The following is a 13,318-nucleotide window of genomic DNA, read 5'->3' on the forward strand; positions in this document are numbered from 1 at the left end:
TTTTGACTCGAGTGCAGCGGGACAGTCACGCTGGTTCATATCCGCACCGTGTCGAGAATCCAAAATCACAGAGTCTCTCCCCCGGCGACGCCACAATCCATGATACGAACGTTAGTATCCGCAATTCAAGAACAGACGGAATACCTTTAGTGAGCGGCAGCATCCCAATTGGGACCACGACCCACCTGAACCTCAAGCGGCACGCGCAGTTCAACAACACTGCTCATCTCATGCTGGATGACACTCTCCACAGTTTCCCACTCACCGTGGACAACTTCCACAATAAGTTCATCGTGCACCTGAAGGAGCATACGAGATTTGAGCCCCTCCTCAGCAAAGCGCCTTTCCACGTTGATCATGGCAAGCTTCATAATGTCGGCAGCGCTACCCTGAATGGGTGCGTTGAGTGCTGCCCGTTCGGCATTATCGCGAACCAAGCGATTGGGGCTGGAGAGCTCAGGAAAAAAGCGTTTGCGCCCAAAAATCGTCTCGGTGTAAAGGTCTTTTTTAGCCTGCTCGACAACAGAGCGCAAATAATCACGAACCGCGCCAAACCGTTCAAAATAGTCGCTCATCAATTGACGGGCCTCGGAGGTGGGGATATTCAGCTGCTTAGAGAGGCCAAAAGCGCTCAGTCCGTACGCAAGCCCGTACGACATGGCCTTTACCTTGCTACGCATCTCGTGCGTTACCGCAGCCGGTTCAACCCCAAAAATTCGTGCTCCCACAAAACTGTGTAGGTCCTCGCCCAGGTTAAACGCTTCAATGAGACCGGTATCCCCCGAGAGATGAGCCATAATACGCATCTCAATCTGCGAATAGTCCGCGGTCAAAAGCGTCTCGTAGCCCTCGCCCACCACAAAAGCCTGCCGAATACGGCGGCCTTCCTCGGTACGAACGGGTATATTTTGCAGATTAGGATCCGCAGAAGACAAGCGACCGGTACTTGTACCAGCCTGCTGATAGCTCGTGTGAATACGAGAGTCCGAGGCCACCGCCTTTTCAAGAGTTTCAACAATCTGACGAAGCTTGGTAGCGTCACGATGCTTGAGCAGCAGCCCTAAAAAGGGGTGGGGGCTCTTTGCCTGCAAATCAATGAGCGATGCGGCATCGGTTGAGTACCCGGTTTTAGTAGCCCGAGTCTTTGGCATGTCAAGCTCATCAAAGAGCACCTCCTGAAGCTGCTTAGGCGATCCCAGGTTGACCTCACGTCCCAGCACCTCGTAGGCCTGCGACGCTAACAAAGCAGTTTTTTCGCCAAGCTCCGCATTCATAGTGCTCAGGATTTTGCGATCAATCGCTACACCACGCATCTCCATACTGGCAAGAACGGGCAGGACGGGCATCTCAATGGTGGAAAAGACGGAGGCCGTTCCCGTGTCAAATGATGCCCGAATCGCCGCGTCCGCTCGGCGGATAAACCATGCTGTTGTGGCAGCCCCCACCAGGCTATCTTCACTGGGGATTAGCTGATTGGGATCTTCCTGCGGCAGCGTCTCATCCAGATAGCGACTCACAAGGTCTGCCAGGCTCTTCTCTGGTGAGGCCGGACGTAAAAGCCAAGCCCCGATAAACACGTCCGAGACGACACCCCCTAGGGACATGCCGGCGCGATGGAGGGCCTGAATTTGATGTTTAGCATCCCACAGGACCTTGGGCGATTCACTTGTCAGCCAGGACTCAAACGGGGCGTAGTCAGCGGCGCCCGGTTGCCAAGCCAACTGCACGGACGAGGAGCCAGCAGCGATACCCACGCTCACGATTTTTGCATCCGCCGCGCTCACGTCGCAGTGTAGCCCCAGCCCCTCGGGGTGGGCAGCAACCTCCCGGGCAAGCCAGGACTCAAGTTCCTCGTCAAGAAGAACCATCGGTGTGGGGCACGGCTCAGCGGTAACGGGAGAAGAAAGTTCAGTTAGCACAGAGGTTGCTTTCCCCTCAAGCCCGTTAAATTTAAGATAGCGTTCCAGCAGGGTACGGAACTCTAAACGACCAAAGGCCTCGCGAACCGCCTGCTCGTCAAACGGTTTGGGAGTGAGTTCTTTGAGGGTAATACCCAGCGCAACGTCGTTAACCAGGCGATTGAGTCGTCGGTTACGAACGGCTAGGTGTGCATTCTCGCGCAGGCTCTCCCCCACCTTGCCACCGATCTCATCCTGACGCGCCAAAATTTGGTCGAGGCTTCCGAACTGCTTCAGCCACTTCACCGCGGTTTTCTCACCTACCTTGGGCACACCCGGGAGGTTATCACTCGTCTCGCCCACCAGAGCCGCGATCTCCGGGTACTGTTCGGGGCGAACGCCGTAGCGTTCTAACACCTTATCCGTGTCGTACCGGGTGAGATCACTCACCCCCTGACGAGAGGGGTAGAGAAGTGTAACGTTGTCATTCACCAGCTGGATGGTGTCACGATCCCCACTCACAACAAGCACACGATACCCCTGCTCGGTGCCTTCTTTTGCGAGGGTTGCCAGGATATCGTCGGCCTCATAATCTTCTTTTTCAATGGTGAATATTCCCATTGCCGCCAGGGTGGTTTGCAGAAGCGGTATCTGACCCTTAAACTCAGCGGGCGTTTCACCTCGAGTTCCCTTATACTCGGGATACTCTCTGGTCCGGAAAGAAAAGCGGGAAATATCAAACGCTACAGCCAGGGCATCAGGGGTCTCGGCCTTAAGGAGGCTGATAAGCATACTGATAAAACCGTGAATAGCGTTGGTGTACTGTCCGTCACGCGTCTGAAAGCTCTCGATAGGCAGAGCGTAAAACGCACGAAAGGCTAGCGAGTGACCATCAATGACCATAAGGGTAGGCTGAGAGTTATCTGACACAGGACTAGCCTACAAGCCAGAACCGACCAACCGCTTAATAACTTCTCAAAGGATCCACGCATGACAGAAAATTCGGAAGCAACCCCGACCACCGACGGGATGGAATACGTTAGGGCTCGCGGAGCGGGTGCTCTTGCCGAAAAAATGGGCATCACAATCACCGAGTTCTCGCTGGAACGCGCCGTTGCAACGATGCCGGTCGAGGGCAACACACAGCCCGCAATGCTCATGCACGGTGGCGCCTACGTTGTGCTCGGAGAAACCCTCGGCTCAATGTCAGCCAACCTCTATGCGGGCCACGAACGCCTGGCCGTCGGCATTGACATTAACGCCACCCACACAGCCTCCGCAACCGAGGGAGTTGTCACGGGGGTGTGCACCCCCATACACCTCGGGCGCAGCCTCACGGTGCACGAGATCGTTATCACTAATGAGCAGGGGCGCCGCTGCTCCACCGTGCGCATCACCAATCTCATTAAGGATCGTTCATAAAAGTAAGCACAGGGGCAAACGCGTGAGGGTCCAACCAATTTTTGGTTGGACCCTCACGCGTGTTAAAGCGATAACTAGTCGCCGGTACCCGAGGACTTGGGCGCCGCCTTCTTATCACCGCTGAGCTGATCGATAATGGCCTGAGCAACATCGTGCATGGTGAGACGACGATCCATTGACGCCTTCTGAATCCAGCGGAATGCCTCCGGCTCTGTCAGTCCCATTTTTTCGTTGAGGATGCCCTTTGCTCGATCAACAAGCTTGCGGGTCTCAAAACGCTCAATCAGGTCTCCCACCTCAGCCTCAAGGGCGACAATCTGCTGATAACGCGAAAGCGCAATCTCGATTGCGGGCAAAAGATCATTGGGGGTAAAAGGCTTCACCACGTAGGCTAGGGCTCCTGCCTCGCTCGCGCGCTCCACAAGCTCCTTCTGGCTAAACGCGGTGAGGAGCACAACGGGAGCAATGTGGTTCTTGTTCAGACGCTCGGCAGCCGAGATTCCGTCGAGCAGCGGCATCTTGACATCCATGACCACCAGGTCGGGGCGAAGTTCCGTTGCAAGAGCCACAGCAGTTTCACCATCACCGGCTTCTCCGACGACGTCAAACCCTGCATCTCGCAGAATCTCAACAATATCCAGGCGGATGAGGGACTCGTCTTCTGCTACAACAACGCGACGAGGTGCGGTTTTTGATGGAGTTTGGTCATTCACAGGGTTAAGCCTACGGTATTGTTGTAGGTGCTGTGCAAGCCGGATTGGCGGAATGGCAGACGCGGAGCACTCAAAATGCTTTGTTCGAAAGAACGTGTGGGTTCAAGTCCCACATCCGGCACAGACTAAAATCCCCCAGATTAGCGCAAAAGCCCCTCCACCTTGGACGGGGCTTTTGCTGTTTCTCATGGAGAACACAGGGGATAGAACTCCCCCGCTAGACGGGTAATAAATTTCATACCCGGGGTGATTTTCGCAGGTTTCTACAAAAACCACCCCGGGTAAACGAGAGCTCTCCTGGACCGTAAGTGGTGCACAGGGTAAAAAATTAGTCTCGGTGCTCGGGCGTGTCCGATCCAAATTTGGCGTCACCAACCCGATACACCCGGATATCGTTTGTTGAGCCGACAACTCCGGGAGGGGAACCCGCGATAACAATCACCTTGTCGCCCACCTCGGCCTTACCCGACGCAAGCAGGGCATCATCTACCTGGTGGAACATCTCATCGGTAGAGTCGACGGGGTCCACCAGAAAGCTTCGCACGCCCCAGGTGAGCTCCATCTGACGCCGCACCTCGGGAAGAGGGGTAAACCCAAGAATAGGAATCGGACGGCGTAGTCGGGACATCCGACGCGCCGAATCTCCCGACTCGGTAAAGACACACAGATACTTTGCATTGATAAAGTCCGCAAGCTCTGCAGCGGCCAGGGTAATCGCACCACCCTGGGTGGCAGGCTTGGTTCCCAGCTCAGAAATCCGTTCCAAGCCGTGTTCCTCGGTTGATTTAATAATTCTGGACATGGTCTCAACCGTGATCACGGGGAAGGCGCCCACGCTGGTTTCACCGCTGAGCATAACCGCATCGGCCCCATCAAGTATGGCGTTAGCACAGTCGGATGCTTCGGCCCGGGTTGGGCGAGGGTTCTCGATCATGGACTCAAGGACCTGGGTAGCCACAATAACGGGCTTAGCCATGCGGCGAGCAAGCTCTACGGCTCGTTTTTGAACGATGGGAACAGCCTCCAGGGGCAGTTCCACACCCAGATCTCCACGTGCAACCATGATGCCGTCAAACGCGTTGATGATCTCTTCGAGATTATCAACAGCCTGAGGCTTTTCAATCTTGGCGATGACGGGAAGCTTAATACCCTCTTCATTCATGATCTCGTGCACGCGGGTAATATCCGCCGCGTCACGCACAAAAGAAAGTGCAATGTAGTCGGCCCCCAGGTTAAGGCCCCAGCGCAGATCTTCCTCGTCTTTCTCGGAGAGGGCGGGAACATTCACAGCAACACCGGGAAGGTTGATTCCCTTATTGTTCGAGACGTTCCCGGGAACCACTACCTCGGTGGTCACGGTCACACCGTCGGTGGATACCACCTTGAGTGTAACCTTTCCGTCATCAACAAGCAGAGGATCCCCCGGTTTCACGTCGGAGGGCAATCCCTTATAGGTTGTACCACAGATCTCTTTAGTGCCCACCACGTCCTCAGTTGTGATCTTGAAGATGTCGCCCACCTCAAGGTAGTGGGGACCATCCGCAAACGTGCCCAAACGGATCTTCGGGCCCTGAAGATCAACCAGAACCGCTACGGGACGTCCGCTTTCTTTTTCGGCCTGACGAATACAGCGATAAACTCCCTCATGCACTTCGTACGTACCGTGGCTGAGGTTCATCCGGGCGACATTCACCCCGGCATCAATAAGCGCCCGGGTGGTGTCATAGCTCGATACCGCCGGACCCCAAGTCGCAACAATCTTTGCGTGCCTCATGAATTCTTACTCTTTCAGTTATGTTTTTGTATTGGATGGGGCTTTGACGCGCCTCACCCACGTGGTGTTAACGGTTTGCTTATTGTGCACCGGGCGAATGAGTATAACCGCTACTAATACTCAAGCACACTCGGTGGCCAGATGCACTGTTGATAAGCCATCAGATATTTTCTAGAGTGCAAACCCGTGATCCGTAGGTTTCACGGGCGAGGGCAAGACCGTCTTACCCTCAAGATATTCGTCAATGGAAGCTGCGGCCGCACGACCCTCGGCAATTGCCCACACTATTAGTGACTGTCCACGTCCGGCGTCCCCGGCTACAAAGATCCCCTCACGCTCCGTCTCATAGTTTACCCCACGTGCGACATTACCGCGTGTATCACAGGGAATCTCAAGCTGCGCACCTAGAAGGTCTTGTTCGGGTCCGGTAAACCCCAGGGCAAGCAAAACCATATCGGCGGGAATGTCCCTGTGACTTCCAGCCCGGGGCAACCTTTTGCCATCCACAAACTCAGTCTCGGCAACCCTGACCGCGCACACCTCACCGGCATCGTTGGTCACAAACTCAACCGTAGACGCTAAATAGGATCGCACCCCACCTTCCTCGTGGGCGCTCGGCACCTCAAAGAGCGTGGGGTGCAGGGGCCACGGCTCATGGGCGGCTCGTGCCTGCGGAGGCTGTCGCCCAATGGCAAGCGATGTCACTGATGCAGCCCCCTGTCGGTGCGCGGTTCCGACACAATCCGCCCCGGTATCACCACCACCCAGCACCACAACGTTTTTCCCCTCGGCTGTGATGTGATTTAAAATCTGTTCGCCCAAGACCGTGCGATTACCCTGAACCAGGTAGTCCATGGCAAAATGCACCCCGAGAGCCTCTCGCCCGGGTATAAGCAGGTCGCGCGGTACCGTTGCTCCGGTACAGACGAGCACAGCATCGTAGCGACGCCGAAGCTCGTCCCAGGTGATGTCCACCCCGATATTCACACCGGTGCGAAAACGCGTTCCCTCCGCACGCATCTGATCGAGACGATAATCCAGGTGACGCTTTTCCATTTTAAAGTCGGGTATTCCATATCGGAGCAGGCCTCCCGCCCGGTCGTCACGCTCATAAACAGCAACCGTGTGACCCGCGCGAGTCAGCTGCTGTGCAGCCGCCAGACCCGCCGGCCCCGACCCTACAATTGCAACGGTTTTACCTGTTAACCGCTGTGGCGGATGCGGTTCTACCCAGCCCCTGTGAACGGCCTGATCGATGATTGACACCTCAACCTGTTTAATCGTTACGGCGGGCTGGTTAATACCCAGCACACAGGCGGACTCACAGGGGGCTGGGCAAAGGCGTCCAGTAAATTCTGGAAAATTATTGGTGAGGTGAAGGCGTTCGATAGCTGCACGGCCCTCGCCACGATACATCAGATCGTTCCACTCGGGAATCAGGTTTCCCAGTGGGCATCCTCCGTGACAGAAGGCAACACCGCAGTCCATACAGCGACCGGCCTGACGCTTAAGCTGAGCGGAATCGCCCTGTTCATACACCTCTTTCCAGTCCAGCAGACGGATGGGAACCGGACGTCTTGCCGGAAGCTCTCGCTCCCGCGTGTTTAAGAATCCATGTGGATCAGCCACCGGTCACCTCCCTAATACGACTCCAAACGGCATCACCGTCGGGGTCAAGGCCCTCATCAATGGCTTGCTGTCGCGTTGCAATGACCGCCGCGTAGTCACGGGGAACAACCTTGGTCAAGGAGGCGACCGCCCGGTCGATGTCGGCAAGGAGCTTCTGTGCAAGAGAAGACCCCGTGCGTAAGACATTCTGTTCTAGAAGCTCAGCCACGATTTCCCTATCGGTCTCCTCAAGCTCGCACAGCAGGAGATCTCCCGACAAGAGTGAGTCTGCGTTGAGCCGGGTGGAGTCAAGCTCATACACATACGCAACCCCACCCGACATTCCGGCGCCAAAGTTACGTCCTACCGCGCCAAGGATGAGAGCACAACCACCCGTCATGTACTCCAGCCCGTGATCTCCGACTCCCTCCACCACGGCGGTGGCCCCGGAATTTCGAACCAGAAAACGCTCACCCACAACGCCGCAAATGTTCATCGTACCGCTCGTGGCACCGTAACCAATAACGTTTCCAGCTATCACACTGTGAGGAGCAAGCAGCGTGGCAGATGCGTCGGAGAGAATAACAATGTTTCCACCGGAGAGTCCCTTTCCCACATAGTCGTTGGCGTCTCCGCACAACCGCAGCGTAATACCGGAGGGAAGAAATGCCCCGAGCGACTGACCTGCAGTTCCGCTGAGTGTGACCTCGATCGTTCCCTCTGGCAGGCCGTCCACACCGTACCGTGTGGTTACCGCGTGCCCCAGCATCGTCCCCACCGCCCGTTCGGTGTTGCGAATGGGAAGTGTGATACGCACCGACTCTGCTCGGTTCAGAGCGGCCTCACTGAGAGCAATAAGCTGGTTGTCAAAGTGTTGGTCAAGCTCATGGTTTTGCCCTCTTAGGTTCACTCGCGGTTCGTCCGAGAGCTCTCCGAACGGCGCAAGAAGCGGGCTCAGGTCCAGTCCCGATGCTTTCCAATGAGCGACGGCCCTCGAGGCATTCAGAACCTCCACCCTGCCCACAGCCTCCTGAAGCGTGCGAAAACCCAGGGCAGACAGATATTCCCTAACTTCCTGAGCAATAAACTCGAAAAAATTCACCACGTGATCGGCCTTCCCGTTGAAACGAGAGCGCAATTCTGGATTCTGGGTGGCGATCCCTACCGGACAGGTGTCCAGGTGGCACACCCGCATCAGGACACAACCCTCAACCACAAGCGGCGCCGTTGCAAAACCAAATTCTTCGGCCCCCAGTAGCGCACCAATGATCACATCGCGACCGGTTTTCAATTGACCGTCAACCTGGAGAACCACACGATCACGCATCCGGTTGAGCCTGAGCGTCTGCTGGGTCTCGGCTAGGCCGAGTTCCCAGGGTGTTCCCGCGTGTTTGAGCGAGTTCATCGGACTCGCCCCGGTGCCCCCATCGTATCCCGAGACCAGGATCACGTCTGAGAGCGCTTTTGCCACACCCGCCGCTACCGCCCCGATACCAGACTGGCTGACCAGCTTGGTGTGAATTCTAGCGGAGGGATTTGCCCTTTTTAAGTCAAAAATAAGCTGCTTGAGGTCCTCAATGGAATAAATATCGTGGTGGGGAGGAGGAGAAATCAGGCCCACACCGGCGGTAGCGTGCCGCGTTCGAGCGACCCAGGGGTAAACCTTAGCCGGTGGAAGCTGACCACCCTCGCCCGGCTTGGCACCCTGAGCAAGCTTAATCTGAATATCGCTGGCGTGTGTGAGATACATACTTGTCACCCCGAAGCGTCCCGAGGCCACCTGTTTAATGGCGCTACACCGCTCCGGGTCAAGAAGTCGATCAAGATCTTCACCGCCCTCGCCCGTGTTTGACTTTGCGCCCAGGCGATTCATCGCGATAGCCAGGGTCTCGTGTGCTTCGCGAGAGATTGAGCCGTAGCTCATGGCCCCGGTCGAGAATCTCCGCACTATGGCAGATACGGGTTCCACCTCCTCCAGGGGGACGGGGGTGCGCTCGGTGTCAAACGCCAACATCCCACGCAGCGTCATCAACCGCTCGGATTGGTCATCAACACTCCTGGTGTACTCGCGGAAGATGTCGTAACGACGAGTCCTGGTGGAGTGCTGCAATCGAAAAATAGTGTCCGGGTTAAACAGGTGGGGTGCGCCATCACGACGCCACTGATACTCCCCTCCGGTCTCGAGTCTCTGGTGCACAAGCGGCGCGTCATCTTCGGGGTAGGCTCGCGTGTGCCGCTGAAGGTTCTCCTCTGAGACGACCTCAAGGCCCACACCATCAAGCCTGCTCACGGTTCCGACAAAATAACGCTCGACAAACTCACCGTCGAGGCCAACCGCCTCAAAAATCTGCGCCCCCGCATAGGAGGACACCACAGATATCCCCATCTTTGACATGATCTTGAGCAGGCCCTTACCCAAAGCCCTAATCAGGTTTTTAACCGCCGCCTCAGCACTCACCTCCGTAATCGTCCCGTCACGCACCAGACTCTCACAGGTTTCCATGGCCAGGTAAGGGTTAACCGCAGAGGCTCCATAACCGATCAAAAGGGCCACGTGATGAACCTCCCGAACGTCTCCCGCCTCAACAACAAGCCCCACACGCATCCGAGTCGACTGACGAATGAGGTGATGATGAACCGCCGAGAGCATCAGTAATGACGGGATCGGGGCAAGATCTTTGGTTGAGTCACGATCCGAAAGGATGAGATATTCGGCTCCCGCCTCAATAGCAGCATCGGCTTCCGCACAGAGCTCATCGAGTCTGTGCTGCATAGCCCACGAACCTCTGTCAAAACGATACAGACCGCGCAGTGTGACCGCCCGATCACCGACGGGGTTGTTCTCACGCATTCCGTGTTCTATGCGCTGAATTTTAGCAAGCTGATCATTGTCGATCACAGGAAAATCCAGAATGATCTGTCGCGCGTGTTCCGGGGTAGCGGAGAGTAAATTCCTTTGCGGCCCTAGACCTAAGCTGAGCGAGGTCACCGCCTCCTCACGGATAGAGTCAAGAGGAGGATTCGTGACCTGGGCAAAATTCTGGACAAAGTAGTCAAACAAGAGGCGTGGCCGCTCGGCCAGAACCGCAACCGGGGTGTCTGAACCCATTGCGGCCAGGGGTTCCACCCCAGTGCGCGCCATCGGGGCGAGGATGCTACGCACCTCCTCCTCGGTGTAGCCGAAGGTTCTCTGCCGACGAATAATAGAGGCTGGTGGGTGCACAATATGCTCACGAACCGGCAGATCAGACAGCCGAATCCGCTCCCGCTTCAGCCATTCGCCCCAGGGCTGAAGTGTGGCAACAGATGCCTTGATTTCGTCATCCTCAATAATTCTTCCCTCACGGGTATCAACAAGAAAAATCTTTCCCGGCTGGAGGCGTCCACGACGAACCACACGGGCTGGGTCAACCTCAAGCACGCCCGTCTCCGACCCCAGCACCACCATGCCGTCATCGGTGATCAGAAAGCGCCCCGGACGCAGGCCGTTACGATCAAGCGTTGCCCCCAGAAGAGTACCGTCGGTAAACGTCAGTGCTGCCGGGCCATCCCAGGGCTCCATAAGCAACGAGTGATACTCGTAGAAGTCCCGCCAAGCTTGATCCTGATCTGCCCGCTTCTCCCACGCCTCCGGAACCATCATCATGATGGCGTGCGGCAGAGAGCGCCCAGAGAGAGTGAGAAGCTCAAGCACCTCATCAAAGCTGGCAGAGTCGCTCGCACCCGGCGTGCACACGGGCAGTATCTGAGACAGGTCCCCCAGAAGCTCAGATTTCAACTGGGATTGCCGCGCCCGCATCCAATTACGATTTCCCGAGGCCGTGTTGATCTCACCGTTGTGCGCCATCATGCGTAACGGTTGTGCCAGCGCCCACGAGGGGAAGGTGTTGGTGGAATAGCGCGAGTGAACGATTGCCAGGGTGGAAGCAAAACACTCATCACTCAGATCGGGATAAAAAGGTTCAAGCTGAAGCGTTGTAACCATTCCCTTGTAGACCAGCGTCCGTGCCGAAAGAGAAACAAAATATGCCCCCAACTCCCGCTCAGCACGTTTACGCAGCCGAAAGGCAACACGGTCAAGCGCGATATCGCTGAGTAGCCCGTTCTTGTCCGCAACAAAAAGCTGCTCGCAGACGGGCATCGCTTCACGGGCCAGCGCCCCCAGATGTTCCGGGCGCGTGGGAACCGCTCGCCAGCCGAGCAGCCGAAGGCCCTCCGCAGTCGCAATATCGGCAATGCGACGCTTGAGGATTTCGCGCTGCTCAAGAGGAGTCGGGAGAAAAACCATCCCCGCGGCATACCTACCCCGTTCCGGAAGATCATGATCAACCACCGAACGAAAGAACCGGTCGGGTATCTGCGTGAGAATACCCGCCCCATCCCCTGTCCCCGCATCGGAACCAACAGCGCCACGGTGCTCCAGGTTACGCAGCGCCGTGAGCGCGTTTTGCACGATATCGTGCCCCGGCACCCCTCTCAGCGTTGCCACCAGGGCAAGACCACACGCATCTCTCTCGAATCGCGGATCGTAAAGTCCCTGCGGGGCAGGAAAATTCTGAGCATAAGCCATCTGTGCCGTCCCTTCCGTGCAAATCACACGTATTAGTCATTCAGGGACGACTCTGGCCCATCGTCGGTGAAGCGTCAGACTTCATATGGGTGGGCCGGGGCCTGCCGTATATTCAGCCAGTCACTATGTATCAGCTATCGAGTGGTGAGCGCACAGGTGGTGCGTCGGTAACTTCGTATCCCCCGAACGGTACCGACTCTTTGCGAATCGATACTTACGGGTAGTGGGCAGAATGCTCGCTTGTGGCGGTATCCTCAGTTTTTAGTTGGGTTGTTGTCCTGCTCGTCTTTATCAGACTGTTCCACGGTCGGTTCTGAGAGTGCCGGTGTGCGCTCCAGAACGTAGTGTGTGTTTTCGTCTTCCGATGATACATCATCAGAGTCTTTCTTCGAACCGGTCTGGCTCTTAGGTGTACGTCCGGGAAGATAAACGCTGGGTTCTACTCCGGGGTGTTCACGACGCTGAATAATAATGATCAGCAGTCCAACGACCACCGCAAGAAGCGCGGTCCACAAGTTCAGGCGCAGTCCCAGGAAAGAATCAATGGGATCAACGCGCAGGGTCTCAAGCCAAGCACGTCCAACTCCGTACCAAATCAGGTAGAGGGCAAAGGTCTGACCCCAGCGAGTGCGGAACCGGCGTTCTAGATAGAGAATGACCGCAACGCCCAGTAGGTTCCAGATGATCTCGTAGAGGAAAGTGGGTTGAAAAAGGGTATCCGGTGCAAGTCCCACGGGAAACGCCGGGTTATTTGAATCAATCTGCAGTCCCCAGGGAAGATCTGTGGGGAGCCCAAAAAGCTCCTGGTTAAAGTAGTTACCCAGGCGCCCGAGCGCCTGCGCTACCAGGAGGCCGGGAGCCAGGGCATCCGCAAAAGACCAGAAGCGAATACCGGTATAGCGGCTTGCGATAAAGGCACCGACAGCACCACCGAGCAGAGCACCAAAGATAGCGATTCCGCCTTCCCAGACGGCAAAGACCTTCCACCACTCCGCACCGGGGTAGAAAAAATCACCCGGGTGAGTGAGAACGTGATACATGCGGGCACCAATAATTCCCAGCACCACGGTGAATAAACCAAAGTCGATGGTGACACCGTTTTCACCGCCACGCTTTGTGAGTCGGTAGTTGGTAATAATCCCGGCCGCAATAATACCGGCAAGAATACACAGGGCGTAAAAGTGCAGCCGGAGTTCTGCGCCCCAAGGCAGAGTGAGAGTCCAGTAGCTCACGTCCGGGCTGGGAATACTCATGGGAAGCAGTGCTGTCATCACGTCTACCTGATATTTCTCTCTACTCTTTTAAAAATAAGACGCCGCTCACGAATTCAAGC

7 protein-coding genes and 1 tRNA gene are annotated in these 13,318 nt (G+C 56.3%); 2 read left to right on the forward strand and 6 right to left on the reverse strand.

The annotated features are described in order from the left end of the window. Positions 1-146 precede the first annotated feature (146 nt). Positions 147-2,828: a DNA polymerase I gene (gene polA, locus FrondiHNR_RS07585; protein WP_279352182.1), complete on the reverse strand. Its 2,682-nt coding sequence runs from the start codon at positions 2,826-2,828 to the stop codon at positions 147-149. 60 nt (positions 2,829-2,888) lie between these two features. Here polA and FrondiHNR_RS07590 point away from each other — a divergent pair, with 60 nt between their 5' ends. Next, the gene (locus tag FrondiHNR_RS07590; RefSeq protein ID WP_279352183.1) at positions 2,889-3,320 is read left to right on the forward strand and encodes a hotdog fold thioesterase; all 432 of its coding nucleotides are present in this window, start codon (positions 2,889-2,891) and stop codon (positions 3,318-3,320) included. A 74-nt stretch (positions 3,321-3,394) separates the two neighbouring features. Here the strand turns inward: FrondiHNR_RS07590 and FrondiHNR_RS07595 are convergent, their stop codons facing one another. Next, positions 3,395-4,033, reverse strand: coding sequence for a response regulator (locus FrondiHNR_RS07595; RefSeq protein ID WP_279352184.1), 639 nt, complete (start codon positions 4,031-4,033; stop codon positions 3,395-3,397). A 38-nt stretch (positions 4,034-4,071) separates the two neighbouring features. Between FrondiHNR_RS07595 and FrondiHNR_RS07600 the strand changes: the two genes are divergently transcribed. Beyond that, positions 4,072-4,154 (forward strand) — tRNA-Leu (locus FrondiHNR_RS07600). 207 nt (positions 4,155-4,361) lie between these two features. Here the strand turns inward: FrondiHNR_RS07600 and pyk are convergent. The 4 genes from pyk to lgt all read right to left on the reverse strand — a co-directional run bounded on the left by pyk (position 4,362) and on the right by lgt (position 13,256). Continuing rightward, on the reverse strand, positions 4,362-5,807 hold the full coding sequence (pyk, locus tag FrondiHNR_RS07605; protein ID WP_279352185.1) for a pyruvate kinase: 1,446 nt from the start codon (positions 5,805-5,807) through the stop codon (positions 4,362-4,364). A 171-nt stretch (positions 5,808-5,978) separates the two neighbouring features. Further along, on the reverse strand, positions 5,979-7,436 hold the full coding sequence (locus tag FrondiHNR_RS07610) for a glutamate synthase subunit beta (protein ID WP_279352186.1): 1,458 nt from the start codon (positions 7,434-7,436) through the stop codon (positions 5,979-5,981). After that, positions 7,429-11,985 (reverse strand): glutamate synthase large subunit, encoded by a 4,557-nt coding sequence (gene gltB, locus FrondiHNR_RS07615; RefSeq protein WP_279352187.1) that lies wholly within the window; start codon positions 11,983-11,985, stop codon positions 7,429-7,431. The genes FrondiHNR_RS07610 and gltB overlap by 8 nt, the downstream gene beginning before the upstream one ends. Positions 11,986-12,239: 254 nt before the next feature. After that, entirely contained in the window at positions 12,240-13,256 is a 1,017-nt protein-coding gene (lgt, locus tag FrondiHNR_RS07620) for a prolipoprotein diacylglyceryl transferase (RefSeq protein ID WP_279354501.1), read from the reverse strand. Positions 13,257-13,318 lie beyond the last annotated feature (62 nt).

This window comes from Lysinibacter sp. HNR (genome assembly GCF_029760935.1).
GTDB lineage: Bacteria > Actinomycetota > Actinomycetes > Actinomycetales > Microbacteriaceae > HNR.

Coding starts and splice junctions, on each gene's coding strand:
- FrondiHNR_RS07590 (WP_279352183.1), top strand. CDS start 2,889: ATGACAGAAAATTCGGAAGCAACCCCGACCACCGACGGGATGGAATAC.
- pyk (WP_279352185.1), bottom strand. CDS start 5,807: ATGAGGCACGCAAAGATTGTTGCGACTTGGGGTCCGGCGGTATCGAGC.
- gltB (WP_279352187.1), bottom strand. CDS start 11,985: ATGGCTTATGCTCAGAATTTTCCTGCCCCGCAGGGACTTTACGATCCG.
- lgt (WP_279354501.1), bottom strand. CDS start 13,256: ATGACAGCACTGCTTCCCATGAGTATTCCCAGCCCGGACGTGAGCTAC.